The following is a 26,719-nucleotide window of genomic DNA, read 5'->3' on the forward strand; positions in this document are numbered from 1 at the left end:
AAAAAATGGCACAAGCAGAAACTAGAAGAAACCTTGTATTATCGGGATTAGAACCTTTAATCATTACGCCAGATAGCGTATTTGTAAACATTGGTGAACGTACGAATGTAACAGGTTCTAGAAAATTCCTTCGATTAATCAAGGAAGAAAAATATGACGAGGCACTTGATATTGCTAGACAACAAGTTGAAGGGGGCGCACAAATCATAGATATTAATATGGATGAGGGGATGCTTGATGGTGTTTATGCCATGACAAAATTCCTGAACTTGATTGCTGCCGAACCAGATATTTCTAGAGTGCCAATTATGATTGATAGCTCTAAATGGGAAATCATTGAAGCAGGTCTGAAAGTAGTTCAAGGGAAAAGTGTTGTGAATTCAATTTCTTTAAAAGAAGGCGAAGAACGATTTATTCATCATGCTAAATTAATCAAGCGTTATGGAGCTGCTGTAATTGTTATGGCTTTTGATGAAGTAGGTCAGGCTGATAATTACGAAAGACGTATCGAAATATGTAAACGTTCTTATGATATTTTGGTAAACAAAGTAGATTTTGCTCCACAGGATATTATTTTCGATTTGAATATATTTCCAGTGGCAACAGGTATGGAAGAACACCGTTTGAATGCGTTGGATTTCTTCAGAGGGACAAAATGGGTTCGTGAAAATTTACCACATGCGCATATCAGTGGCGGAGTAAGTAATGTTTCTTTCTCTTTTAGAGGAAATGATACGGTTCGTGAGGCGATGCATTCTGTTTTCTTATATCATGCCATCAAAAACGGAATGACAATGGGAATTGTTAATCCAGAAATGCTTTCTATTTATGACGAAATTCCAAAGGACTTATTAGAGCATGTTGAAGATGTAATTCTGAATCGTCGTGATGATGCAACCGAACGATTGTTGGACTTTGCCGAAAATGTAAAAGGGGATGTTAAAAACAATGAAAAAGCAGTTCAAGAATGGCGCTCAGGAACTATTCAAGAAAGATTAACACATTCCTTAGTAAAAGGAGTGGATGAGTTTATAGAAATTGATGTTGAAGAAGCTCGACAAGCAGCAGAAAGACCCATTGAAGTTATTGAAATTAACTTGATGGCCGGAATGAATGTTGTAGGAGATTTATTTGGTTCAGGAAAAATGTTTTTGCCTCAGGTAGTAAAATCAGCACGAGTAATGAAAAAAGCCGTAGCGTATTTATTGCCGTTTATTGAAGCAGAAAAAGATGGAGTTTCGAGTTTTGCAGGTCGTATATTAATGGCTACTGTAAAAGGAGATGTACACGATATTGGGAAAAACATTGTATCGGTAGTTTTGGCGTGTAACAATTATGAAATCATAGATTTAGGAGTAATGGTTCCGCCCGAAAAAATTATTGCTGCAGCTGTAGAACACAATGTTGACATTATTGGATTGAGCGGGTTGATTACACCTTCGCTTGACGAAATGGTTCATTTAGCTAAAGAGTTAGACAAGCGCAATATAAAAATCCCAATTATGATTGGTGGTGCTACAACTTCACGTGCGCACACAGCAGTGAAAATTGCACCACAATACAGAGAAACAGTAATTCACGTTAATGATGCTTCAAGAGCAGTTACGGTTGCTGGGAATTTATTGGACAGTAATAAAAAAATATACGCTAGTGATATTAGAGCTGAATATGATGCGTTTAGAGAAACATTTTTGAACCGTTCGCGAGACAAAAATTTCCTAACCATTGAGCAAGCTCGTGTGAATAAACTGAAATTAGATTGGGAAAATTATAACCCAACAAAACCTAATTTTATTGGAACAAAAACAATCGAAGTAGCTCTTGATGTTTTGGTTCCTTACATCGACTGGACACCGTTTTTTAGAACATGGGAATTGTTTGGAAAATATCCCGCTATTCTTACGGATGAGGTTGTTGGAGAACAAGCTACTTCTGTTTTTAGAGATGCACAAGCGATGCTGCAAGTCATTTTGGACGAAAAGAAATTGACAGCCAAAGGTATTTACGGAATTTTTCCGGCCAATCAAGTCAACGATGACGATATTGAATTGCGTGATGAAAGCGGGAAAGTGTTAGAGAAATTCTTAACCTTACGTCAACAATCACAAAAAACAAAAGGCGCTCCAAATATGGCTTTGTCGGATTTCATAATGCCAAAAGATTCAGGTAAAACGGATTATATGGGTGCGTTTTGTGTAACAACAGGTTTTGGAGTTGATGAATGGGCGGCTGAATTTGAAAAAGACTTAGACGATTATAATTCAATCATGGTCAAAGCATTAGCAGATCGTTTTGCGGAAGCTTTTGCTGAATATTTACATGAAAAAGTACGTAAAGAAATTTGGGGATATGCTTCGGATGAATCTTTAAGTGCAGAAGCAATGATTGCCGAAGATTACAAAGGAATTCGTCCTGCACCAGGTTATCCAGCTTGTCCAGACCATTTAGAAAAACCAACTATTTGGAAATTACTAAATGTAGCGGAAGAAATAGGAGTGACTTTGACGGAGAGTATGGCGATGTGGCCAGCTTCATCGGTTTCAGGATATTATTTTGGAAATCCAGAAAGCAAGTATTTTGGACTTGGAAAAATAAAAGAAGATCAGGTTATTGATTATGCTAAACGTAGAAACATTTCTACAGATATGGCAATGAAATGGCTAAATCCAAATATAGCAGATTAAAAAAAGTTTAATGTTTAAGGTTTAAAGTTGCTCGTGAGAACTTTAAACCTTAAACTTTCAACAAAAAAATAAGATGAAAGTAACACAACATATAGAAAATGCTAAAGGAGAAACATTATTCTCTTTTGAGATTGTTCCGCCTCAAAAAGGCAAAAATATTCAGGAATTATACGATAATATTGATCCGTTGATGGAGTTTAAACCTCCTTTTATTGATGTAACTACTTCTCGTGAAGAGTATATTTATGTGGATAAAGGCAATGGTTTATTGAATAAGCAATTAACTAGAATGCGCCCTGGAACATTGGGAATTTGTGCTTCTATCAAACATAAATATCAAGTAGATACTGTGCCGCATTTAATATGTGGTGGTTTCACTAGAGAAGAAACAGAGTACATGTTAGTAGATTGTAATTATTTAGGAATTAACAATGTGATGGCTCTTCGTGGTGATGCAATGAAAGACGAACAATCTTTTGTGCCTAAAGAAGGAGGGAATAAATATGCTGTTGATTTAGTAGATCAAATTTATCAATTGAATCAAGGTAAATATTTACATGAACTAATGGATATTGATAACAAGGCTGATTTTTGTATTGGTGTTGCGGGTTATCCTGAAAAGCATTTAGAATCTCCTTCCTTGATTTCAGATTTGAAAAGATTGAAAGAGAAAGTAGATGCAGGAGCGGATTATGTGGTAACTCAAATGTTTTTTGACAATACTAAATACTTTGAATTTGTAGCTAAAGCAAGAGAAATTGGTATCACGGTTCCAATTATTCCTGGAATTAAACCTATCGCTGTTCAAAGACATTTGCAAATATTACCTCAAATATTTAGAATTGATTTACCCGAAGATTTGATAAATGCGATTGATAAATGCAAAACACCTGCTGATATCAGACAAGTAGGAATAGAATGGGCAATTCAACAATCATTAGAATTGAAAGCAGCAGGAGTTCCTGTGCTGCATTATTATTCTATGGGAAAATCAGAAAACATCCGACAAATAGCAAGTAAAGTTTTTTAACTAAACTTTAAAAGATAAAAAAAGCTTCCAATGGAAGCTTTTTTTATTCGTACTATTATTTTGTTATCTCTCTAAAAACAGTTTCTAAATTCTTGTTTTTCTGATTGAGTTGTAAGGTTTTCAAACCATTTGAATTGGCAAAATCAAAAACTATTGGACGCATGTCTTTGTCGGTTTTGAATGTTAATTCCCAAATCATTTCGTTCGTGTTTTTATAAGAAGAAAGATTTTCAATTTTTGCAATAACTTGTTCGGCTACTTTTTTATCAAATTCAACTTCAATAATTTGTTCTGTAGCTTCGGTAATTAAGTTTTCTAGTTTTTTATCGGCTGCAATTTTTCCATTATTAATAATAATAACGCGGTCACAAATGGCTTCGACTTCTTGCATAATGTGTGTAGAAAGAAAAACAGTTTTGTCTTTCCCTACGTTTTTAATCAGATTCCTGATTTCGATTAATTGGTTGGGATCTAAACCTGTAGTTGGTTCATCAAGAATCAAAACATCTGGATTATGGAGTAAGGCATTGGCAAGACCTACACGTTGACGATATCCTTTGGATAATTGTCCTATTTTTTTATGACTTTCAGAAGATAAACCAGTTAATTGAATTACTTCTTCAATTCTAGATTTAGCAACTTTATAAACATCAGCATTAAAAGCTAAATATTCTCGTACATATAAATCCAGATATAGCGGGTTGTGTTCTGGTAAATATCCGATGGATTGTTGTACAGATTTGGCTTGTGTGTTGACATCAAATCCATTTACTGTAGCAGAGCCTTCATCAGCTGCAATATAAGTTGTCAATATTTTCATTAAAGTCGATTTTCCAGCGCCATTTGGCCCTAAGAAACCTACCACTTCGCCTTTTTTTACAGAAAAGGAAATGTTGTCCAATGCTTTTTGGGCACCGTAACTTTTAGAGATGTTATTTACTTCTATTGACATGATTTATTATTTGTTGCAAAAGTAAACAGAAAAACTATTGATTTATTGTTTTTATATACGACTGTTGTAAAGTTTTAATTTTTCTGTGGGCTACTAAGAATGTTAATTAGATTTATATATTTACAACATATAATTTCAAATGGGGTTTAAAACGAATTTAAAGAATATGAAAAATAAAAGTATTTGGTTGTTTTTGTTTTTAGGTTTTTTAGCGCATGCACAGGAAAAACCAGTAATTCTTCAAAAAGAAATTGTGAGAATTGAAACGGAGTTGGCTTCAGATAAAATGATGGGAAGAGCAATTTTTACAGAAGGAATAGGTTTAGCTTCTACGTTTATTGAAAATGAATTTAAAAAGACGGGTCTTGTTTATTTTAAGGATTTAAAAAATTACCGACAAGCGTTTGTTGTTGAAGAGAAAAACGCAAATAATGTCATTGGGATTCTTCCTGGAAGGTCAAAGCCAGAGGAATATGTTGTTTTTTCGGCGCATTACGACCATTTAGGTTTAGTTGATGCAGTTAATGCTGGTGATGATGTTGTTTATAATGGTGCAAATGATGATGCTTCAGGGACAACAGCTGTGATAGCTTTGGCAAAGTATTTCAAAGAATTAAATCAAAATGAACGCACTATAGTATTTGTAGCTTTTACTGGTGAAGAGGTTGGTGGTTTTGGTTCCGCTTTTTTCTCCAAAAATATAGATCCGAATAAAGTAGTTGCCATGTTTAATATTGAAATGATAGGCACGGAAAGTAAATGGGGCAAAAACTCCGCATATATTACTGGTTTTGAGAAATCAGATTTTGGAGCTATTTTACAGAAAAACTTGAAAGGAACTGCTTTTAATTTTAATCCAGATCCATATCCGCAAGAACAGCTTTTCTATAGATCTGATAATGCTAGACTGGCAGCTTTAGGAGTTCCTGCGCATACAATTTCAACTTCAAAAATGGATATTGAGCCTAATTATCATAAATTGAGTGATGCGGTTTCTACTTTGGATTTAGATAATATGACTGAGATTATAAAAGCAATCGCAATGAGTTCTTGGTCAATTGTGAACGGAGAAGAAGCTCCTTTGAGGGTTAAAAAGCTAAAAATGAATTGATTTTCTTTTCTTTAGATTTTGAAATCAATAAAAAAAGGGAATGTCAATCTATTTTTTTTCGATTTTATTTAATAAAAAGTGCTTTTAACAAAGAATTCTTTTTTTGTTACATAAAATCATATTTTTTTTTGTGTTGATTTGAAATATGTTCTACATTTGCAATGATATTATTTAAAAAATCAACGAACACAATGTCTAATAACCGTTTTTATTTTAGCAACACTTTTTATTTCTTCTTTAGGAAATAAAGGATTGTGCTATGGTTATTTGAAAAATAAGAAACAAATAAAACTAATATACAATCCTGATGAAAATCAGGATTTTTTTTTGATTAAATGAGAACAAAAATTGCGATACAAGGTATAAAAGGATCTTTCCATCATCAGGTGGCTCAAGAATACTATCAAAAGAATGTTGACGTAGATGAGTGCTTGTCGTTTGAAGAATTGGTTTCCAGTTTGATTTCAGGTAAATCAGATCAGGCGGTTATGGCAATTGAGAATTCTATTGCTGGTCCAATTATCCCTAATTATGCCTTAATTGATAAGAATAATTTACATATAATTGGAGAGCATTACATGGATATTCATCAAAATTTAATGGCTCTGAAAGGTCAAAAAATAGAGGATATTTTAGAAGTTCATTCTCATCCAATGGCATTATTGCAATGTATGGAGTTCTTGAAAAAATATCCAAATATTAAAATAGTTGAGGATAAAGACACTGCTGAAACAGCAAGAAGAATACATGAAAAGCAATTAAAGGGTATTGCTGCAATTGCTAGCAAAACGGCTTCGGAAATGTATGATTTAGAAATTTTGGCGCCAGAAATTCAGACGATTAATAATAATATGACACGATTTGTTATTATTAATAAAGAAGATAATTTTGTTTCAAAAGAAGAGATAAACAGAGCTTCTATCAAGTTTGAATTGGATCATAAACGCGGAAGTTTAGCAGCCGTATTAAATGTAATGAGTGATTGCAAATTGAATTTAACTAAGATTCAGTCCTTGCCGAAAATAGAAACGCCTTGGAAATATTCGTTTTTTGTGGATGTTACTTTCGATAAATATGAAGATTATGCTAAAGCAAAATCATTGTTAGAGATTATGGCAGAGTATTTTAAAGTATTAGGAGAATATAAAAATACAAAGCCGTAAGGAAATCAAAAGTTGGGAGATAAAAACCGCAAGAATTTTAAAATAAAAAAATGATTACAACAGCAAAACGTCTGGATATAATTGAAGAATACTATTTTTCATCAAAACTTAGAGAAGTGAGACAACTGGCTTCTGAGGGAAAACCAATCATTAATATGGGAATTGGTAGTCCAGATTTGAAGCCTTCTCAAGAGGTAATTGATGCGATAGTTTCGGCTATGCAAGATGAAAATGCACATCAATATCAGAGTTATCAAGGATTGCCAGAATTAAGAAAGGGAATGGCTGATTTTTATCAAAATAACTTTGATGTTCAGTTGAATCCGAATACTGAAATTTTGCCTTTGATGGGTTCTAAAGAAGGAATTATGCATATTTCATTGGCTTTCTTGAATGAAGGGGACCAAGTTTTGATTCCAAATCCAGGATATCCAACCTATACTTCGGTGACGAATTTAGTAGGAGCGGTGCCCGTTTATTACGATTTGAAAGAAGTTAATAATTGGGAGCCTGATTTTGAAGCTTTGGAAAAATTAGATTTATCTAAAGTTAAAATTATGTGGATTGGTTATCCACACATGCCAACAGGCGCAAGAGGAAGTTTACAATTGTTCGAAAAATTAGTGGCTTTCGCCAAAAAACATAACATTTTGTTAGTTAATGACAATCCATATAGTTTTGTTTTGAATGACAATCCGATGAGCTTGTTACAAGTTGAAGGAGCAAAAGAGGTAGCTTTAGAATTGAATTCTTTGTCTAAAACCTTCAATATGGCAGGTTGGAGAGTTGGAATGGTTTTAGGAAATGCAGCTTGTATTGATGCCGTTTTGAAAGTAAAAAGCAACATGGACAGCGGAATGTTTTATGGAATTCAAAAAGGAGCAATCGAAGCTTTAAAAAGTGAGCAATCTTGGTTTGATTCTATGAATGCCGTTTACCAAAAAAGAAGAATTTTAACGGAGCAATTGGCCGAGAAATTAGGTTGTGAAGTTTATAGAGAAGGAGTTGGATTATTTGTATGGGCGAAATTGCCAGAAGGAGTAACTTCAGCAGAAGATTTTATTGATAAAATATTATACGAAAAATCGATTTTTATCACGCCAGGTACAATTTTTGGTAGTAATGGAGAAGGATATATTCGATTTGCACTTTGTGTGAAAGAAGAAAAAGTTCAAGAAGCAATAGAAAGGTTTTAGATTATAATTGTCATTGATTTTTGCAATTGACATTGATATTGAATGAAATATGAATATACACGTAATAGGAATAGGATTGATAGGAGGTTCAATGGTATTGGACATAAAAGGTCTGTATCCTGAAGCTAAAATATATGGAATTGATAGTAATGAAAATCATTTACAACAAGCCATTGCTATAGGCGTGATTGATGCAGGAGCTACTTTTGAAAATTTGGCGGAAGCCGATTTTGTAATAGTTTCAGTTCCTGTAGATGTGGCTTTAACAGTTTTGCCAAAAGTGTTGGATGTAATCGGAGAAAAAACAATTGTTTTTGAAGTAGGTTCAACAAAAACACCTATTTGTGAAGCAGTTGCAAATCATCCTAGAAGAAGGAATTTTATTGCTACACATCCTATTGCAGGGACAGAGTTTTCAGGGCCTTCAGCAGCAATAAAAGGATTGTTTCAAGGTAAAACAAATATTATTTGTGAAGTAGAAAAAACGACTTTCAAATTACAAGAAAAAGCATTGCAGCTTTTTACAGCCATGGGAATGAGAATCCGATATATGGATCCAAAATCACATGACAAGCACATAGCTTATGTTTCACATTTGTCTCATATTAGTGCTTTCATGCTTGGGAAAACTGTAATTGATAAAGAAAAAGACGAGCAGGATATATTTGATATGGCAGGTTCTGGTTTTGAAAGTACGGTGCGTTTGGCCAAAAGTTCACCAGCTATGTGGACACCAATTTTTAAACAGAACAAAAAACAAGTTGTAAAAACATTAGAAGAATATATCTCTAATTTGTCCAAATTTAAAGAGTTATTAGAGAACGAAGATTACGATGCTATTTACAACGAAATGCAAAGTGTGAATAAAATAAAAGAAATATTAAACGGAATAAACATTAAAAAATAATTAGAAAAGATGGAAAACAAGAAAGAAATGAGAAATTGGTTGAATGAATTCAATTTGACTCATCCATTTGTGATTGCAGGACCTTGTAGTGCTGAAACAGAAGAACAAGTATTGAAAATAGCTCATGAGTTAAAAGATTCAGATGTAAGTGTATTTAGAGCAGGAATCTGGAAACCAAGAACACGTCCAGGAGGATTTGAAGGTGTAGGTGAAATTGGTTTGAAATGGTTGAAAAAAGCAAAAGCTGAAACAGGATTGCTAATGGGAACGGAAGTTGCTACAGCTGCACACTGTAAATTAGCTTTAGAAAATGATATTGATGTATTATGGGTTGGTGCTCGTACAACTGCAAATCCATTTGCGGTTCAAGAGATTGCTGATACGCTAAAAGGTACAGATAAAATTGTATTGATCAAAAACCCAGTAAATCCTGATATGGCTTTATGGTTAGGTGGTGTGGAACGTTTGTATGCTGCTGGAATCAAAAACTTAGGAGTGATTCACAGAGGTTTTTCTACTTATGAAAAAACTAAATACAGAAATATTCCAGAATGGCAAATTGCTATTGAGTTGCAAAATAAATTCCCTGATTTACCATTAATCATTGATCCATCTCACATTACAGGAAACCGTGATATGATTCTTGAAGTAACGCAAGAGGCATTAGATTTGAATTATGATGGTATGATTATCGAAACACATAATGATCCTGATAATGCATGGTCTGACGCTGCTCAACAAGTAACTCCAGATGCATTGAAACAAATTTTCAAAGATTTGAAAGTTAGAAAAGTAAGTGGTGATACAGCTGATTTTGATCAAAAAATGACAAAATTAAGAGCTAATATCGACGTGTTAGACGCTAATTTATTAGAGTTGCTAGGAAAACGTATGAAAGTAGCTGACGAAATTGGTCAAGTTAAAAAAGAAGCTAATGTTGCAGTTCTTCAAAACAACCGTTGGAATGAAATCCAAGAAAAAATGGTTATTGAAGGTGCTAAAAAAGGATTAACAGAAGAATTTATCGTAAAATTATTCAAAGGAATCCATCAAGAAAGTATTGAACACCAAGAGAAAATATTAAACTCTTAATTCTTATTTTTTATAAAATCAATCTCCACAGTTTTCTAATTGTGGGGATTTTTTTGTGTATTATTGCATCATAACAATAAAACAGTATTAATTTTTACACTAAACTTAATGAAAAAACAATTGTCATTTACTTCTAAAAATAATTTTAAAGGAATTTTAAGTGTGCTTTTTTTAATGTTTTTCTTTTTGGGAAAAGCTCAAGATAAGCAAATATTTGAATCTCCAAATTTGAAAGAAATTATTAAAACTCATAAAACAGTTGCGATATTACCTTTTAATGCAACCATAAGTTATAGAAAACAACCAAAAGACTTTGATGCTGCAGCAAATAAAGAAGCAGAACTGAAGTTAGGTACTGACATGCAAACTGGAATGTACACTTTTCTCCTAAGAAAATCTTCTGATTACTCAGTAGTGGTTCAAGATGTTGAAAAAACAAATGCACTTTTGAAAAAGAACGATTTAATAGATAAATTATCCGAAACTTCACCAGAAGAATTAGCTAAACTATTAGGGGTGGATGCGGTAATAAAATGTTCTTATTCTTACCAAAAAACTAAAAGTGAAGGAGGGGCAATAGTACTTACATTATTAGTAGGTTTTGGCACAGGCAGTGTTGCAACAGGTGCTTTAACTATGCAAATAAACGATGGGAAAGATGGTAGTTTGGTATGGAGGTTTTACAAACAAATGGCTGAAGATGTTATGAGTTCTCCTAGTGCGATGATGGAAAGAATGATGAGAAAAGTAGGTAGAAATTTTCCATATGAAAAAGAATAATTAGTCTGTTAGGAATTCAAAAACATTTTAGAATACATAGTGTTTTTTGATGTTTCTAAATTCTTTTTTTAAATAATAATCCTCAAGGCTTCTATCGTGAAGTCATGAGGATTTTTTTATTTAACAGTATTTTTAAAAAAATTAAACTTTATACCGAAGTGTCAGGATAAACTTAAAACAAAATTTTACCTTTGCAGTATGACAGGACTAGTTTACAAATCTACAGGGAGTTGGTACACCGTAAAATCTGAAAGTGGCGATTTTATAGAGTGTCGTATGAAAGGGAAGTTTAGGATGAAGGGCATTAAAAGCACAAATCCAATAGCTGTCGGCGATGTTGTGGATTATGAATTGGAGGAAACATCAGATGCTATTACTGGAACTATTAATAAAATTCATGATAGAAAGAATTATATTGTTCGAAAATCAGTGAATTTATCGCATCAGATGCACATTATTGCTTCAAATATTGATTGCGTTTTTTTGTTAGTTACCATTAATAATCCTCCAACAACTTTTAATTTTATTGATCGATTTCTGGTAACAGCAGAAGCATACGGCATAGAAACTATTTTGGTTTTTAATAAAATAGATACTTTTGATGATGCTACTTTAGATGAACAATTGTATATGCAGCATGTGTATCAAGAAATTGGATATAAATGTCTGCGCGTTTCATCAACTGAAATGAAAGGAGTTGATACCTTGAAAGAAATGATGGTTGGAAAAGTAAGTATGTTTTCTGGACATTCAGGTGTGGGAAAATCTACTTTGGTCAATGCGATGGAACCTACTTTGCATTTAAAAACAAAAACAATTTCTGAGGCCAGTAAGCAAGGGCAACATACTACAACTTTTGCAGAAATGTATGATTTGTCTTTTGACGCTAAAATTATTGATACTCCTGGAATTAAAGGTTTTGGAATTGTTGATATGGAAAAAGAAGAGATAAGTGGCTATTTTCCTGAATTTTTCAAGTTGAAAGGCCAATGTAAATTCAACAATTGTTTGCATAAAGATGAGCCACATTGTGCTATAAAAGCAGCATTGGAAAAAGACGAAATTGCTTGGTCGCGCTACAGAAGTTACCTTAAAATCCTAGAAGGTGATGATGAACATTACCGTACCGATATTCATAATGAAGACCGAATAATTAGCGATAAAACTAGGGAGTAATTTATAATTTATAATTATTTTGAAAACTGTAATTCAAAGAGTTTCTTCTGCCTCTGTAACTATTGATAATAAAATTGTAGCTAATATTCAAAAAGGATTACTAGTTTTAGTCGGAATTGAAGATGCTGATGATCAAGAAGATATTAATTGGCTTTGCCCCAAAATAGCAAATCTTCGTATTTTTGGCGATGAAAACGAGGTGATGAATCTTTCGGTAAAAGATATTGATGGCGAAATCATTGTTGTTTCACAATTTACACTTCAAGCTTCGACCAAAAAAGGCAATCGACCATCCTATATAAAGGCTTCTAAGCCTGAAGTTGCTATTCCACTTTATGAGAATTTTGTAAAAACATTAGAAAAGGAACTTGACATAAATGTTCAGACTGGTGTTTTTGGTGCTGACATGAAAGTTGCATTAGTCAATGATGGACCAGTAACTATACTAATTGATACTAAAAATAGAGATTAACTTTTATTTAGCAAAAATTTTCTTGTATTTTTACTTAAAAAAAGAAGGTTTTATGGGATTTAAATATGGTTATCTTATAATATTGTTATTCACAACTTTTGTTTTCTCACAAAAACTAGAATATTCAACTTTATCAATTCCAGACAGCTTAAAGCAAAATGCCAATTCTGTTGTCCGTTTGAACCAAATTGATATTGGTATTGTTTCACAAAGAAACATGACAGTCAAGACTAAAAGAGTTGTTACGGTCCTTAATGAAAAAGGACTCGGTGCTATAGATGCTGCCGAAAGTTATGACAAAAGAACAACTATTAAAGCTATTGAGGCAACGGTTTTTGACTCTGACGGAAAAGAAATTAAAAAAATTAAGCGAAAGGATTTTAAAGATCAAAGCGCTGCGGATGGTGCCACCATATTTTCGGATAATCGCTATCTGTATTTAGACTACACACCTATTCAGTATCCATTTACAATAGTTTATGATAGTGAAATTGAAACTTCTACAACTGCTTTTATACCACAATGGTTTCCTGTAACAGATTATTTTGTAACTGTTGAAAAAAGTGTTTTGAATGTCAATTATCCCGATAATTTGGGTTTTAGAAAAATGGAATTCAACTTTTCAAACTTTAAAATAAAAAAAACGACTGATACAGCTACACAACTATCTTACATAGCAACTAATATTCTAGCGCAGAAAAACGAAGACTACAGCCCTGCTTTTAGTACTATTTTTCCAAAAGTAATGATGGGACTTGAGCTTTTTCATCTAGAAGGAGTTGATGGAAAAGCAAAAACTTGGAAAGAATTTGGACAATGGTGGTTTGATGAAATTTTAGCAGGAACGGAAGTAATTCCTGAAGAAACTAAAGCCAAAATGAAACTTTTGGTAGGGGAAGAAAAAGATCCGATTAAAAAAGCAAAATTGATCTATGATTATGTTCAAAAGAAAGTTAGATATGTCAGTATTCAAGAAGGTATCGGAGGGTGGAAGCCAATGCCAGCAGCTGATGTAGATCGATTAGGGTATGGAGATTGCAAAGCTTTGACAAATTATACTAAGGCATTACTTACTGCTGTAGATGTGCCGTCTTATTATACTAAATTATACGGAAGTAATTATAAAACGGATATTATTTCTGATTTTGTTTCGCAACAAGGGAATCATATTATTTTGGCTATTCCTATAGGTAACGGATATACTTGGCTAGAATGTACGAGTCAAGATGACCCTTTTGGTTATCAAGGGACTTTTACAGACGACAGAACCGTTTTAGTAGTTAAGCCAAGCGGAGGAGAAATTGTTCGAACAAATGTATACCATGATGAAGGAAATACGCAACAAGATTGGGGTACCTATACTTTGTCTACAAATGGGGATTTGTCTGGAAAAATTACTATTGTTTCTCAAGGTTCACAATATAGCAGAAAAGCACCTATTCAAAATTGGAATCCAATAGAGAAAGAGTCTCATTATAAAGCTTATTGGGATAACATAAATAACTTGAAATTAGGAAAGATAATCTTTTCTGATGATAAGGAAAATATAAAATTAGCAGAAAATATTGAAATAAATGCGGTAAATTATGGAATAATTTCTAACGGAAAAATGATGTTTGCTGTAAATGTTTTTAATCAATATACAGGGAGTATAAAAAGAATTAGAAACCGTAAAAATCCTTTTGAAATACAAAGAGGTTATGTAGATACCGATGAGATAAATATTGTGCTTCCGCATGGATTTTCTATTGAATTTTTACCTGCTAATTTTGAACTTAACAGTAAATACGGAGCATATAAAACGGAGATTATAAAAAAAGACGCTTCCAATTTGATATACAAGAGGACTTTATTCGTAAAAAAGGGATTGTATTCAAACAAAGAATACGATGAATACCGCCTTTTTATGGAGCAAATTTCAAAAAACGACAATGCCAAAATTATTCTAACCTTAAATTAATTACAGATATGTCATTCAAAAAAACACTACTTTTTTTATTGCTATTCGTTACCTTTTTAAATAGTACAGCCCAAAATTTCGAATTGGGTAAAGTTTCAATTGATGAACTTCAACAAAAAGTGCATCCAACAGATACATCTGCTGTGGCTGCCATTTTATTTGAAAAAGGGAGGAATACTTATGAGTATTCTCAAGAAAATGGGTTTGTTATGATTACCGAAGTTAAAACTCGTATTAAAATATATAAAAAAGAAGGTTATGATTGGGCTAATAAAAAAGTGCAATACTACATAGGCGATAATTCAAAAGAGATTGTTTCTTATTCGGATGCGATAACCTATAATTTAGTGGGTGGGAAGATAGAAAAAACTAAATTGAAAAGTGATGGAGAATTCGATGAGAAGCTAAATAGATATTGGGGTCAAAAAAAGATAGTTATGCCAAATGTAAAAGAAGGATCGGTTATAGAGTTTAAATATGCAGTGCGATCCTTTAGCATAGGAAGTCCAAGAGGATGGAATTTTCAAACAAGTATTCCAGTAAATTATTCAGAATATAAAACTTTTGTTCCGGAGTATTTTGTTTATAATACAAATCAAAAAGGATATATTTTTCCTAAGATTACAGAAGAAAAAAAACAAAAAGTAGTTAGATTGTCAAGTTTAGAAAGGACTAATGGGACAGGGTTATCTGGTTCAACTAGTACATTTGTTCAAGATCAATTAGAGTATCAAGAAACGATAACTACATACATTGCTGAGAATTTGCCGGCAATGAAAGATGAATCTTATGTGAATAATGTTGATAATTATACTTGTAGTTTAGTACAGGAATTATCAATGACTAAATATCCGGGCAAACCTTATAAGACTTTCTCAACGGATTGGGGAGCAGTGGTGAAAACCATATATGACTATGATGATTTTGGACCTGAATTAAGCAAAACAGGCTATTTTGAAGAAGATTTAAAAGGAGTTCTTGCAGGACTTACTTCGCCAGAAGAAAAAATTAATGCAATATTTAATTTTGTTAAAACCAGAGTAAAATGGAACGATTATAATGGATACAGTTGTAATGACGGTGTAAAAAAAGCTTATAAAGATAAAACTGGAAATATTGCCGAAATTAATCTAATGCTTACCGCAATGTTGCGTTATGCAGGATTAACTGCGAACCCAGTTCTGGTAAGTACCCGATCTAACGGGGTAGCTATATTCCCTAATAGAAATGCATTTAATTATGTAATTGCAGCCGTTGAAAACGGAACCGATTTAACCTTATTAGATGCCTCAGATGCATACTCAACTCCAAATGTTTTGCCTTTTAGAGCCTTAAACTGGGTGGGAAGATTGATTCGAAAAGATGGCACTTCAATTGAAGTGGATTTAATGCCAAAAACATCTTCCAATGATTTGATTGCAATGAATTATGCGATTGATGGGACGGGATTGGTTTCTGGTAAATTGAGACGCCAAAGAACTGACCATAATGCTATGATTTTTAGAAAAAAAATTGAAGATATAAAAGAAGAATCGTACTTGGAAAAATTAGAAAATGATAATGATAAGATTGAAGTGAAAGAGTATTCCAGAACGAATGAGAAGGAGCTGAAATTACCAGCAATAGAAATATTTTCATTTATTGGTTCTAATTTAGTTGAGAATATCGGTGGAAAAATCTATGTGAATCCAATGTTGTTTTACACCGAAAAGCAAAATCCTTTTAAACAAGAAGTAAGAGAGTATCCAGTAGATTATGGATATCCGTTTATGGATAAATATTCTATAAATATTCAAATTCCTGAAGGATATAAGATAGAGACACTTCCTGAAACTACTATTTTATCGATGCAAGATAATTTGGGGATGTTTAAATATTTGACTAATACTTCAGGAAATGCAATACAAATATCGGCGGTTTACCAAATTAATGCGGCGATTATTTCATCGGAATATTATTCGATGCTAAAAGAGTTTTATCAAAAAATGATTGAAAAACAAAACGAGAAAATCATTTTAACGAAAATTTGATAACAGAATACAAATATTATATTTACAATCCTTGAAGGGTTAAATAAACAAAGAATAATGAACTTAAAAAATTCCCAGCTAGAAGTAGATACTTGGATTAAAGAACACGGTGTACGTTACTTTAATGAGTTGACTAACATGGCGCAACTTACAGAAGAAGTAGGTGAAGTGGCCCGAATTATAGCTCGCCGTTACGGAGAACAATCCGAAAAGGAAAGCGATAAAAACAAAGATTTAGGTGAAGAATTAGCAGATGTAGTTTTTGTGGTTTTATGCTTGGCTAACCAAACTGGAATTGATTTGCAAGCTGCTTTTGATAAAAAAATGGATCTGAAATCTGTTCGCGATAAAGACCGTCACAAAAACAACGAGAAACTTAAATAATTTATCAGTTATGAATTATGAATTGTGAAGGAGGAGTGGTAAATTGCGTCCCTAAATTATTTGAGTCAAAAGCCCAAGGCTATAACTCATAATTCATAACCGATATTTAAAAACATGAATTTACTGTTACAAACTTCCCAATCTAATTTACAAGCTCAAATTGCAGTTACTGGCTCTAAAAGCGAAACCAATAGGCTATTACTTTTGCAAGCTTTGTTTTCTAATATTACTCTTGCAAATACATCTAATTCTGATGATAGCGAAGTAATGCAAAAAGCTTTAAAAGGAAATGAAGAAGTTGTAGATATTCATCATGCAGGAACTGCAATGCGTTTTCTTACTGCCTATTTTGCGGTAAACGAAGGTAGAGAAGTTGTTTTGACGGGTTCGTCTAGAATGCAGGAACGTCCTATCAAAATTTTGGTAGAAGCCTTAGAACAATTAGGAGCAAAAATAACCTATGAAAAAGAAGTAGGCTATCCGCCAATTAGAATTAAAGGTCAAAAAATAACAGCTTCGAAAGTTACAATGGCTGCTAATGTGAGTAGCCAATATATTTCTGCATTGTTATTAGTGGCGCCAAAATTAGAGAATGGTTTAGAATTGACTTTAGAAGGAAGCATTACTTCTATTCCTTATATTAAAATGTCCTTGGCATTGCTAAATGATTTGAATATTCAAACTAGCTTTGAAGGCAATGTTATCAAAGTATATCCAAAGCCAGAAGTTGATTCAAAAGTAATGACGGTAGAGTCTGATTGGAGTTCGGCATCTTATTTTTTCAGTTTGGTAGCTTTAGCATCGCAAGCTTCAGTTTCTTTGACTAGTTACAAAGAGACAAGTTTGCAGGGTGATTCAGCCTTAGTCGAAATCTACGCAAAAATGGGAGTGGAAACTCATTTTGATGAAAATAAAATGACACTAACTAAAAAGGAAAATTTCAATTTTGAGGATGTGAAATTTGATCTAAATAACACACCAGATATTGCTCAAACTATTGTTGTAACTTGTTTTGGTTTAGGAATTGGTTGCCATCTGACAGGACTTCACACTTTAAAAATTAAAGAAACAGATAGATTGGAAGCTTTATATGTTGAAATGACTAAGTTAGGTGCTAATATTCAAGTGACTAACGATAGTTTAACGCTAGTTGCTTCAAATCAAATCAATTCTAATATTTCGATTGCTACTTACAACGATCACAGAATGGCGATGGCATTTGCACCATTAGCTTTAAGAGTTCCAATAATCATTGATAATGCGGAAGTGGTTTCTAAATCGTATCCTGATTTCTGGAAAGATTTAGAGCGCTTAGGGTTTAAAACTTTCGAGTTATAACATCATTAAAGAGCAGTGAATTAGCAGGTTTTGAAAATAATCATCAAAACACTTGACAACGCCTATCTCACAATCGTATATTTGCACCCTAAATAAATAGACTACATGAAATTATCTCATTTTCAATTCAATTTACCAAAAGAACTTCTTGCAGAATACCCAGCTGAAAACAGAGACGAATCTCGTCTTATGGTTATTGACCGTAAAAAACAAACAATAGAACATAAAATGTTCAAAGATGTTATCGATTATTTTGATGATGGAGATGTTTTAATTCTAAATAACACTAAGGTTTTCCCAGCTCGTTTGTACGGAAACAAAGAAAAGACTGGAGCAAGAATCGAGGTTTTTTTGCTTAGAGAATTAAACGCAGAACAAAGACTTTGGGATGTATTAGTTGATCCAGCTCGTAAAATCAGAATTGGTAACAAACTATATTTTGGTGATGACGATTCGTTAGTTGCTGAGGTAATTGATAATACAACTTCTCGTGGAAGAACATTGCGTTTCCTTTACGATGGTTCTTATGAAGAATTCAGAAACAAATTGACAGAACTTGGTGAAACACCAATTCCAAAATACATCAGTAGAGACGTGACTCCAGAAGATGCAGAACGTTACCAAACAATCTATGCAAAAGAAGAAGGGGCAGTAGCGGCACCAACAGCTGGTCTGCATTTCTCAAAACACTTGTTGAAAAAATTAGAAATTAAAGGAATTAAGTTTGCTGAAGTAACACTTCACGTAGGTTTAGGAACTTTTAATCCAGTTGAGGTTGAAGATTTATCGAAACACAAAATGGATTCTGAAGAACTAAAAATAACACAAGAAGCTTGTGATATTGTTAATGACGCAAAATTGAAAAAGAAACGTATTTGTGCAGTAGGAACAACTTCTATGCGTGCAATTGAAAGCTCAGTTTCTTCACAAAGAACTTTAAATCCGTTTGAAGGTTGGACTAATAAATTTGTTTTTCCACCTCACGATTTTAGTGTGGCTACATGTATGATTACAAATTTCCATACGCCAAAATCAACTTTATTAATGATGATTTCAGCTTTCTGTGGTCATGATTTAATGAAGAGAGCGTATGAAGAAGCAATCAAAGAACAATACAAATTCTATTCATATGGTGATGCTATGTTAATCATCTAATTATATTAGAATAAGCAAAAAAAATCTCGCTACTACTAGCGAGATTTTTTTTCGGTAATTATTAATGAATTATCTCATTTTGTTTCTCTTTATTTTAATGGATGGATCAACAACAAAACACAGTTTTGAGCAAAGACTAATTCAAAATTTTTGTGTTTCCTTAATAGCACTTAATATCTCAGATTTTACCACTATCATTACGAATTAAGTCTGTTAAGTTTTACTATGTTTTGTTGTTTACCAAATCTAAATTTAGGATTAATTTTATACCATTTGTAATTTTGGAACTTCAATTTCAGCTAATTCCATTTTATAAAGGTTTAAATAATTTTGTATTTCTTTTAATTTGTTTTCAAAATAGGAAGTTGATGAAAACAATGTTTGATAATATTCAATTCCTTCTAATAAATTATTTTTGAAAGCATTCAATTTTTTCATTTGTGGCGCTGTAATTTCATCTGCCACTTCTTTAATTTCATTTTTGAAATAATCCACATACATTTTCAATTCTTTTACAAACATATTAGGACGATCTGCAATGGTGAGTACCGAATAATTTCCGTAGATATGTTGCACCATTTCAGACAGTGAAACTTCTTGGTCAAAATAAGCCATATTAGGTCCTGGACAAATTACAACTCCTTGAGCTTGTCCTTTTATTTTAATGTCATTTTCTAAATAAGAGGCGTTCGCTAAACCAACACAAAGGCATGATTTTTCAGTAATGCTATCTTTTAACTTAGTGTAAGTCTCTGTTGAAACAGAGTCTTTTTTAGCTTCTAATTCTTCTAATTTTACATCTTGATATTTTTTAGAAGCTGTACAAATGGCATTACCATCAGCATCTTTATTCAAGGCAAGAAATTTCTTTGGACAAGAACTTCCAGCTTTGTTTTCATGAATTCTTCTTTGTTTCATAATCTCATTAGTCGTGCCTCTTAAGGTATTAAAAGGAACACCTAAAGGTGAAATATGGCTTAAGTACAAATCAGATTCTTTAGCGTTAGCTAATAATTTACGAGTAGCATGATCAACTGAAGTTGCTTCAGGAACTAAAAGAAATGGCGAACCCCAACCCACAGAATCCACTTTATATGATTCTAATAAAAAGTCGTGTTCTTCAGCAGTTCCAACACCACCTTGTACAGTGATTTTTAAATCTAAAGGTTTTTCTGGAACATGCATTCCTTTTTGCTCTAGTGCTTTTACCATTAAATTATGTGCTGACTCGATTAATTGGTCTTTTTTCTGTTTAAATTCTTCTAAAATAGGACCTAATAAAAAACCATCGGTAGCAAAAGCGTGTCCACCACAATTTAATCCAGATTCAATTCGGTATTCTGAAACCCAAAGTCCTTTTTTAGCTAGAAAATTTCCTTGAATCATTGCAGAACGGAAATCGCTTACTTTTAAAGTTATTTTCTTTTGTAATTTATTGGTTGTATCAGGATAAAAAACAGGAAAATTTTCGAAATAGCTGTACAATCTAGGATTCATTCCTGCCGAAAGTACCACTGAAGATTCTAATGTACTATTAGCAAATCCTCTAAGAGCTGCATGGGCATCATTGAACGCTACAGGTAATTGTTCTTCTTTTATGAAGTTATCCTTGTCTAATTTAGTCATGATATTGACGTCAATATCACCTGGAGTCAAATGACTTTCTAGATAATTTTTGATATTTTCTTTGAAAGCTATTCCATCTTCAACTAAACTTTGTAATCCTTTTTTAATTTCAGATTTATTAGGCAACATTGCAATATAGCTTTCTAATGCTAGTTTGCTTTCTGTTAATTCAGTTTTGAAACTTTCGAATTTTTCTTTTACAATTTTATCGACTAAATTTAAGTACGAAGTAATACGTTCAGCACGATAATCATGCATTTTTTGCGTTATTTCTTGATAAGGAATATCAAATTTTTGATGATAAAAAGTATTCATCTTTTCTATCAATTCATCATCGGCAATCGATATCACAGAAGATATGCCATATTTAGCCACACGAATTGGGCTATCTATCGTATACGCCAATCCCATAACCGGAATATGGAAAGTATGTATTGGTTTTGTGTTTGTTGTCATGTAAATGAATTCGTTTTTATAAGATGCAAAGGTTGAAATAAACATCCGTTTAAAACCTGATAAATGTCATGACCCATCTATCCTAAGGCAATTTTATTGAAGAATATGTAGTTTTATGCTTTTAGAAAAATGATTTAGTAGGAATTTCTTTTCTTGCATATTGAAAACGGTCCACTAATTTTGGTAAACAATATCCATCAAGGCCATTTAGTGCTATTACATTTCCTTTGTCAATTTGAAGCCAACCATCTTTGTGTTCTAAATCTTCATTAAAAAACAGATGCTCAATTGAGGCTATAATGTGGATGGTGTCGTTTTCTTTGATATAATATTCATTTATATGTTTACAGTATAATTGTACTGGACTCCCTTTTACAAAGGGCACGTCTATATTATTTTTATATTCTTCTTCAAGATTTGTTTTGTCAAATTCAGATACTCCAAGATCATAATTTGCAGAGGTATGATGGGCATCGGCTATCATATCAACGGTTATGTGATTCACTGTAAAATAACCTGTTTGTCTTATATTTTTATAGGTGTCTCTCGGAACAGTCGTTGGTCTCATAATAAATCCAATAAGAGCTGGATCACTACCTAAATGAGTAACACTACTAAAAATAGCAACATTGGATTTTCCATCAATTGATTTTGTGGCAATAAGGTTGGCTGATTTATAACCCGTACAAGAATTGATTAGGTTGAGTCTTTCCACTTTTTCCATTTGGGAAATTGCATCTTTTGAAATGTGTTTCATCTTTTTTAATTTTAAACAAAGGTATTTATTTTGTTTAATAAATTTATAAATTTATTAAACAAAATAGACGTATATTTCTCGGAAAGTTTTCTTCAGAAGTATTATCCAGAAAATGAATGATTTAAATAACTTCTAATTCTTATATATTTGTTAATCAAAATGTAATCAAAATGGGAAAAATCAAAAAAGTACTTCTAGTATTATTTTCAATAGTTATTCTTTTGTCTGTAGCATTAATTGCGTATGGTTTTTATTTAAAGCCAAAGTATGAAGGCGAAGTTGAACTTAAAAATATTCAGAATAAGACCACCGTTTATTTTGATGAATTTGGAGTTCCTCATATTTATGCAGATAATTCGAAAGATGCCATGGAAGCTTTGGGATATGTACATGCTCAGGATCGATTGTGGCAAATGGAATTAATGCGCCGAATAGCACCAGGAAGATTGTCAGAAATTTTTGGTTCGGTTGCTTTAAAAAACGACAAGTTTTTTGCGGGATTGGGTATCGAAGAAGCTTCGGAAAAAGCAATTGCAACTTTGGATAAAAATAGTCCCAGTTATCAATTGACTTTAGCATATTTAGACGGAATCAATCAATATATTGAAGAAGGGAAAACACCTGTCGAATTTCAATTAATTGGCATTAAGAAAGAGAAATTTACGATAAAAGATGTCTACAATATTTTTGGATACATGTCATTTAGTTTTGCGATGGCTCAGAAATCAGATCCCTTATTGACGGATATTCGGAATAAATATGGGATGGAGTATTTGAAAGATTTTGGAATTGACGGATCTTTTAATACGACCAGAATTAGAAATGCGAAACAACAACCGCAAGAATATGTAGCTATTGCTAAGTCTATAGCTTCACTTTTGGAGCAATCGCCAATTCCTCCATTTGTAGGAAGTAACAGTTGGGTAATTGCTCCTGAGAAAACTAAAAATGGCAAAGTGATTTTTGCAAACGACCCGCATATTGGATTTTCACAACCAGGAACATGGTATGAAGCTCATTTAGTAACACCTGATTTTGAGTTGTATGGTTCTTATTTGGCTGGAACTCCATTCCCTTTGTTAGGGCACAATAGGGAATATGCTTATGGTTTGACAATGTTCGAAAATGATGATATTGATTTGTATCAAGAGGAAAACGATCCTTCAAATGCTAAGAAATACAAAACCCCAACTGGTTTTAAAGAGTACCAGCAGATTCAAAAAATCATAAAGGTTAAAGATACTTCGGATGTAGTTTTAAATCTAAAAGTGAGTCGTCATGGTCCTATTATGAATGATTTGATAGAAGGATTAAATGTAGATAAACCAGTAGCACTTTCTTGGATATATACCCAACAACCAATTCAGATTTTGGATGCAGTTTATATTCTTTCTCACTCAAAAAAAATGGAAGATTTTCAGCGAGGAGTTTCCCTTATTGCTGCGCCAGGATTAAATGTTATGTATGGTGATGCTAATGGGAATGTAGCTTGGTGGGCAACAGGAAAATTGTATAAGCATAATACAGACGTGAATACTAATTTTATTTTGAATGGAGCGAGTGGGGAAGATGATATTAAAGAATATTTGGATTTCTCCAAAAATCCGTCGGCAGTAAATCCAAAATGGAATTATGTTTATTCTGCAAATAATCAACCGGAACCTATAGATGGGTATTTGTATCCAGGATATTATCTGCCAGAGGACAGAGCAAAAAGAATTGATCAATTATTGGCTCCAAAATCCAATTGGGATAAAGAAGCAGTTAGTAAAATGATTTTTGATAATAGGTCATCAGTTGCTACAGATGTAGTTAGAAATTTGCTTTCAGAAGTTGATTATAAAACATTTTCAAAAAACGAAAAAGAAGCTTTGACGGTTCTAAAATCTTGGAATGGTTCCAATAATATAGAAGATATAGGCCCGACAATTTATAATAAATGGATTTATTTGTATTTGAAAAACACTTTTGAAGATGAGATGGGAGAGGCTAATTTCAAGCAATTTCTAGGAACACATATCATGAAGCAAATAATAGCTAAACAAATGGCTAATAAAGAATCGCTTTGGTGGGATAATGTTGAAACTAAAAATAAAAAAGAAACTAGGAATCAAATTCTAACTATGTCTTTCAAACAAGCAATTCATAGTTTAGAAGATCAGCTTGGCAATTTGGTAACAGCGTGGACTTGGAGTAAAGTGCATACAGTAGAACATCAGCATCCTTTAGGAAAAATTGCGGTTTTAAAGCCATTTTTTAATTTAGGCCCTTTTGAAGTTTCAGGCTCAAATGAAGTGATTAACAACTTGTTTTTTGATTATACTAATGATCGAAGTTATATTGTAAAGGGAGGACCGTCAACAAGAAGAGTTATCGATTTTTCGGATATTGAAAACAGCTGGAGTGTTTTGCCAACAGGACAGTCAGGAAATCAAATGAGTGCACATTATAGTGATCAAGCGGTTCTTTATAATTCAGGAAAGTTTAGAAAGATGAAATTGAACAAACAAGAAATTATTAAAACATCAACAAAACTGATTTTTCTTCCGCATTAAATTTCTTGTTTTATAATTCGTCAAAACCCCTGTTAAACTTTCGGTTTTTAAATGCTTTTTTGTGATAATAACTAATTTTACATCGATTTCTTTAGAACAAATAAAAATATTTTATTTCTACTCTTTGTGTCGGTTTATTGTACTATTATTCTAATTAGAGTATAAAGTATGTGTTTTTTTCATTAAATAATTAATTTGTTTGTTTTTTTTTGAAACAAATGAGATGTAAAAAAAAAATGTTTTATTCCTTGAATAAAATTAACTATAATTAAATTAAAAAAAGTTTTTTTATTTGAACTAAAAATATAAATTTGCTCCACTACAAGTTTATTTAAACATAAAATTAAAATTATTTAAAACTATTAAAATTAAAAAAAATGGCAAACGTTAAAAAAGAAAGCAGTTCAAACGGAGGAGGAATGATTTCAGGAATCATCATTGTAGCATGTATTACAGTTGGATGGGTAATTTGGAATTTCATCATGGGTGCAGGGTCTAATTTTGAAGGCGGAGTAAATACAGGTCACCCACTACCAGGAAACTATTTAGCAATGGTATACAAAGGAGGACCAATCGTACCAATATTATTAGGATGTTTATTAATGGTAATTGTTTTTTCTTTCGAAAGATATTTTGTTATCTCTAAAGCTTCTGGAAAAGGAAATTTAGATGTTTTCATGAAAAAAGTACAAGGAAGTATCAATGGTGGTCATATTGACGAAGCTATTGAAGCTTGTGACAAACAACAAGGATCAGTTGCAAACGCAATTAAATCTGCTCTTGTAAAATACCAAGATGTGAAAAAAGAAGGTTTTGATAGCGAACAAGCTTCAGAAATGATTCACAAAGAAATCGAAGAGGCAACTTCATTAGAAATGCCAATGTTAGAAAAACACATGACTATTCTTTCTACTTTAGTTTCTTTAGGAACTCTTGCAGGATTATTAGGAACAGTAACAGGTATGATTAAAGCGTTTGGTGCATTAGCATCTTCTGGAACTCCAGATCAAGCGATGCTTGCAAATGGTATCTCTGAAGCACTTATTAATACAGCTACAGGTATCTCTACTTCTGCTTTAGCTATCATCATGTACAACTTATTTACTTCAAAAATCGATACTTTAACTTATTCTATCGACGAAGCTGGTACAGCAATTGTAAATACTTACAGAAGATACAGAGGAAGTTTAAAATAATTAATAATAGTTTGTTAGTCAATCAATACTCTTAAAGGGTATGATTGCTTAATGAATATTAAAAAAACAATAAATGGCTAAAATAAAAATGTCCAAAAAGGCAGCGTCAATTGATATGACTGCCATGTGTGATGTAGCTTTTCTATTGCTTACTTTCTTTATTTTGACTGCGACAGCTAAAATACCTGAAGCATTGCCGGTAGATACGCCGCAATCTACAAATAGTGCAAAATTGCCAACCTCAGATTTGGCTATTATCACTATTGGTAAAGGAAAAGGGGTAGTGTTTTATGATGTAAAAGGAAGAGAAGTTCGTAAAAGAGCTCTTGAATTGATGGGTCAAAAATATGGAGTTACTTTTTCAGAAGATGAGTCAACTAAATTTGCGTTAATGGATGATTTTGGTGTTCCTGTGGAAAGCCTAAAAATCATTATTGCAATGAAAGCTGCAGATAGAAGTAAAGCAAATCAACCTGGTATTCCAAAAGATTCATTAAATAATCAATTGGCAGACTGGATTCAGAATTCTCGTATTGCAAATATTGAGTTGAACGATAAAGAATTGCAAATTGCCATCAAAGGTGACGCTAAAGAAGAATATCCAGCAATCAAAAAAGTGATGGATATTTTGCAAAATCAAAAAATCAATAACTTTAATCTGGTTACTGGTTTAAGATCTAAGAATTTTTAATTAAAAAA

The 26,719-nt window shown here is 32.6% G+C and carries 21 protein-coding genes; 18 read left to right on the forward strand and 3 right to left on the reverse strand.

All coding sequences use genetic code 11. The annotated features are described in order from the left end of the window. Window positions 1-5: 5 nt before the first annotated feature. The gene (metH, locus tag C8C88_RS07930) at window positions 6-2,684 is read left to right on the forward strand and encodes a methionine synthase (RefSeq protein WP_121337589.1); all 2,679 of its coding nucleotides are present in this window, start codon (window positions 6-8) and stop codon (window positions 2,682-2,684) included. A 73-nt stretch (window positions 2,685-2,757) separates the two neighbouring features. After that, window positions 2,758-3,714, forward strand: a complete 957-nt coding sequence (gene metF / locus C8C88_RS07935; protein ID WP_121337590.1) for a methylenetetrahydrofolate reductase [NAD(P)H] — start codon at window positions 2,758-2,760, stop codon at window positions 3,712-3,714. Between the two features lie 55 nt (window positions 3,715-3,769). Here the strand turns inward: metF and gldA are convergent, their stop codons facing one another. Beyond that, on the reverse strand, window positions 3,770-4,666 hold the full coding sequence (gene gldA, locus C8C88_RS07940) for a gliding motility-associated ABC transporter ATP-binding subunit GldA (protein ID WP_121337591.1): 897 nt from the start codon (window positions 4,664-4,666) through the stop codon (window positions 3,770-3,772). Between the two features lie 166 nt (window positions 4,667-4,832). On the opposite strand from gldA, the gene C8C88_RS07945 reads away from it, so the two are divergent. From C8C88_RS07945 to queA, 13 genes are all read left to right on the forward strand, one after another. Continuing rightward, entirely contained in the window at window positions 4,833-5,777 is a 945-nt protein-coding gene (locus C8C88_RS07945; protein WP_121338614.1) for a M28 family peptidase, read from the forward strand. A gap of 335 nt (window positions 5,778-6,112) precedes the next feature. After that, a complete protein-coding gene (locus tag C8C88_RS07950) occupies window positions 6,113-6,940 on the forward strand; it encodes a prephenate dehydratase (protein ID WP_121337592.1) in 828 nt (275 codons plus the stop codon). Between the two features lie 50 nt (window positions 6,941-6,990). Continuing rightward, complete coding sequence (locus tag C8C88_RS07955) at window positions 6,991-8,136, forward strand: aminotransferase class I/II-fold pyridoxal phosphate-dependent enzyme (RefSeq protein WP_121337593.1); 1,146 nt, start codon at window positions 6,991-6,993, stop codon at window positions 8,134-8,136. Between the two features lie 49 nt (window positions 8,137-8,185). After that, entirely contained in the window at window positions 8,186-9,043 is an 858-nt protein-coding gene (locus C8C88_RS07960) for a prephenate dehydrogenase (protein WP_121337594.1), read from the forward strand. Between the two features lie 9 nt (window positions 9,044-9,052). After that, window positions 9,053-10,135 (forward strand): bifunctional 3-deoxy-7-phosphoheptulonate synthase/chorismate mutase type II, encoded by a 1,083-nt coding sequence (locus C8C88_RS07965; protein ID WP_121337595.1) that lies wholly within the window; start codon window positions 9,053-9,055, stop codon window positions 10,133-10,135. Between the two features lie 108 nt (window positions 10,136-10,243). Beyond that, the gene (locus tag C8C88_RS07970) at window positions 10,244-10,915 is read left to right on the forward strand and encodes a hypothetical protein (protein ID WP_121337596.1); all 672 of its coding nucleotides are present in this window, start codon (window positions 10,244-10,246) and stop codon (window positions 10,913-10,915) included. A 198-nt stretch (window positions 10,916-11,113) separates the two neighbouring features. After that, complete coding sequence (gene rsgA, locus C8C88_RS07975) at window positions 11,114-12,091, forward strand: ribosome small subunit-dependent GTPase A (RefSeq protein ID WP_121337597.1); 978 nt, start codon at window positions 11,114-11,116, stop codon at window positions 12,089-12,091. Window positions 12,092-12,110: 19 nt separating this feature from the next. Continuing rightward, window positions 12,111-12,563: a D-aminoacyl-tRNA deacylase gene (gene dtd, locus C8C88_RS07980; protein WP_121337598.1), complete on the forward strand. Its 453-nt coding sequence runs from the start codon at window positions 12,111-12,113 to the stop codon at window positions 12,561-12,563. A gap of 52 nt (window positions 12,564-12,615) precedes the next feature. Then, window positions 12,616-14,523: a DUF3857 domain-containing transglutaminase family protein gene (locus tag C8C88_RS07985; protein ID WP_121338615.1), complete on the forward strand. Its 1,908-nt coding sequence runs from the start codon at window positions 12,616-12,618 to the stop codon at window positions 14,521-14,523. An 8-nt stretch (window positions 14,524-14,531) separates the two neighbouring features. After that, entirely contained in the window at window positions 14,532-16,553 is a 2,022-nt protein-coding gene (locus tag C8C88_RS07990) for a DUF3857 domain-containing protein (RefSeq protein ID WP_121337599.1), read from the forward strand. Between the two features lie 57 nt (window positions 16,554-16,610). After that, window positions 16,611-16,937, forward strand: a complete 327-nt coding sequence (locus C8C88_RS07995; RefSeq protein WP_121337600.1) for a nucleotide pyrophosphohydrolase — start codon at window positions 16,611-16,613, stop codon at window positions 16,935-16,937. Window positions 16,938-17,051: 114 nt separating this feature from the next. Continuing rightward, window positions 17,052-18,275 carry a 3-phosphoshikimate 1-carboxyvinyltransferase gene (locus C8C88_RS08000; RefSeq protein ID WP_121337601.1) on the forward strand — a complete coding sequence of 408 codons (1,224 nt, stop codon included), beginning with the start codon at window positions 17,052-17,054 and terminating at the stop codon, window positions 18,273-18,275. Between the two features lie 105 nt (window positions 18,276-18,380). Further along, entirely contained in the window at window positions 18,381-19,430 is a 1,050-nt protein-coding gene (gene queA, locus C8C88_RS08005) for a tRNA preQ1(34) S-adenosylmethionine ribosyltransferase-isomerase QueA (protein ID WP_121337602.1), read from the forward strand. Window positions 19,431-19,694: 264 nt separating this feature from the next. Here the strand turns inward: queA and C8C88_RS08010 are convergent, their stop codons facing one another. Together C8C88_RS08010 and C8C88_RS08015 are read right to left on the reverse strand one after the other, a co-directional pair. Beyond that, window positions 19,695-21,512, reverse strand: coding sequence for a hypothetical protein (locus tag C8C88_RS08010; protein WP_121337603.1), 1,818 nt, complete (start codon window positions 21,510-21,512; stop codon window positions 19,695-19,697). A 121-nt stretch (window positions 21,513-21,633) separates the two neighbouring features. Next, window positions 21,634-22,269, reverse strand: a complete 636-nt coding sequence (locus C8C88_RS08015) for a flavin reductase family protein (protein WP_121337604.1) — start codon at window positions 22,267-22,269, stop codon at window positions 21,634-21,636. 170 nt (window positions 22,270-22,439) lie between these two features. Between C8C88_RS08015 and C8C88_RS08020 the strand changes: the two genes are divergently transcribed. From C8C88_RS08020 to C8C88_RS08030, 3 genes are all read left to right on the forward strand, one after another. Further along, the gene (locus C8C88_RS08020) at window positions 22,440-24,824 is read left to right on the forward strand and encodes a penicillin acylase family protein (RefSeq protein WP_121337605.1); all 2,385 of its coding nucleotides are present in this window, start codon (window positions 22,440-22,442) and stop codon (window positions 24,822-24,824) included. 377 nt (window positions 24,825-25,201) lie between these two features. Beyond that, entirely contained in the window at window positions 25,202-26,020 is an 819-nt protein-coding gene (locus C8C88_RS08025; RefSeq protein ID WP_121337606.1) for a MotA/TolQ/ExbB proton channel family protein, read from the forward strand. A gap of 73 nt (window positions 26,021-26,093) precedes the next feature. Beyond that, window positions 26,094-26,711, forward strand: coding sequence for a biopolymer transporter ExbD (locus C8C88_RS08030; protein WP_121337607.1), 618 nt, complete (start codon window positions 26,094-26,096; stop codon window positions 26,709-26,711). The last annotated feature ends 8 nt before the right edge of the window (window positions 26,712-26,719 follow it).

The sequence above is a fragment of the Flavobacterium sp. 123 genome (assembly GCF_003634825.1).
Taxonomy (GTDB): domain Bacteria; phylum Bacteroidota; class Bacteroidia; order Flavobacteriales; family Flavobacteriaceae; genus Flavobacterium.

Coding starts and splice junctions, on each gene's coding strand:
- C8C88_RS07985 (WP_121338615.1), top strand. CDS start 12,616: ATGGGATTTAAATATGGTTATCTTATAATATTGTTATTCACAACTTTT.
- C8C88_RS07995 (WP_121337600.1), top strand. CDS start 16,611: ATGAACTTAAAAAATTCCCAGCTAGAAGTAGATACTTGGATTAAAGAA.
- C8C88_RS08030 (WP_121337607.1), top strand. CDS start 26,094: ATGGCTAAAATAAAAATGTCCAAAAAGGCAGCGTCAATTGATATGACT.
- metF (WP_121337590.1), top strand. CDS start 2,758: ATGAAAGTAACACAACATATAGAAAATGCTAAAGGAGAAACATTATTC.
- C8C88_RS08015 (WP_121337604.1), bottom strand. CDS start 22,269: ATGAAACACATTTCAAAAGATGCAATTTCCCAAATGGAAAAAGTGGAA.
- C8C88_RS07955 (WP_121337593.1), top strand. CDS start 6,991: ATGATTACAACAGCAAAACGTCTGGATATAATTGAAGAATACTATTTT.
- C8C88_RS08010 (WP_121337603.1), bottom strand. CDS start 21,512: ATGACAACAAACACAAAACCAATACATACTTTCCATATTCCGGTTATG.
- C8C88_RS08020 (WP_121337605.1), top strand. CDS start 22,440: ATGGGAAAAATCAAAAAAGTACTTCTAGTATTATTTTCAATAGTTATT.
- C8C88_RS07965 (WP_121337595.1), top strand. CDS start 9,053: ATGGAAAACAAGAAAGAAATGAGAAATTGGTTGAATGAATTCAATTTG.
- C8C88_RS08000 (WP_121337601.1), top strand. CDS start 17,052: ATGAATTTACTGTTACAAACTTCCCAATCTAATTTACAAGCTCAAATT.
- metH (WP_121337589.1), top strand. CDS start 6: ATGGCACAAGCAGAAACTAGAAGAAACCTTGTATTATCGGGATTAGAA.
- queA (WP_121337602.1), top strand. CDS start 18,381: ATGAAATTATCTCATTTTCAATTCAATTTACCAAAAGAACTTCTTGCA.
- C8C88_RS07970 (WP_121337596.1), top strand. CDS start 10,244: ATGAAAAAACAATTGTCATTTACTTCTAAAAATAATTTTAAAGGAATT.
- C8C88_RS07950 (WP_121337592.1), top strand. CDS start 6,113: ATGAGAACAAAAATTGCGATACAAGGTATAAAAGGATCTTTCCATCAT.
- C8C88_RS07960 (WP_121337594.1), top strand. CDS start 8,186: ATGAATATACACGTAATAGGAATAGGATTGATAGGAGGTTCAATGGTA.
- C8C88_RS07945 (WP_121338614.1), top strand. CDS start 4,833: ATGAAAAATAAAAGTATTTGGTTGTTTTTGTTTTTAGGTTTTTTAGCG.
- gldA (WP_121337591.1), bottom strand. CDS start 4,666: ATGTCAATAGAAGTAAATAACATCTCTAAAAGTTACGGTGCCCAAAAA.
- rsgA (WP_121337597.1), top strand. CDS start 11,114: ATGACAGGACTAGTTTACAAATCTACAGGGAGTTGGTACACCGTAAAA.
- C8C88_RS08025 (WP_121337606.1), top strand. CDS start 25,202: ATGGCAAACGTTAAAAAAGAAAGCAGTTCAAACGGAGGAGGAATGATT.
- C8C88_RS07990 (WP_121337599.1), top strand. CDS start 14,532: ATGTCATTCAAAAAAACACTACTTTTTTTATTGCTATTCGTTACCTTT.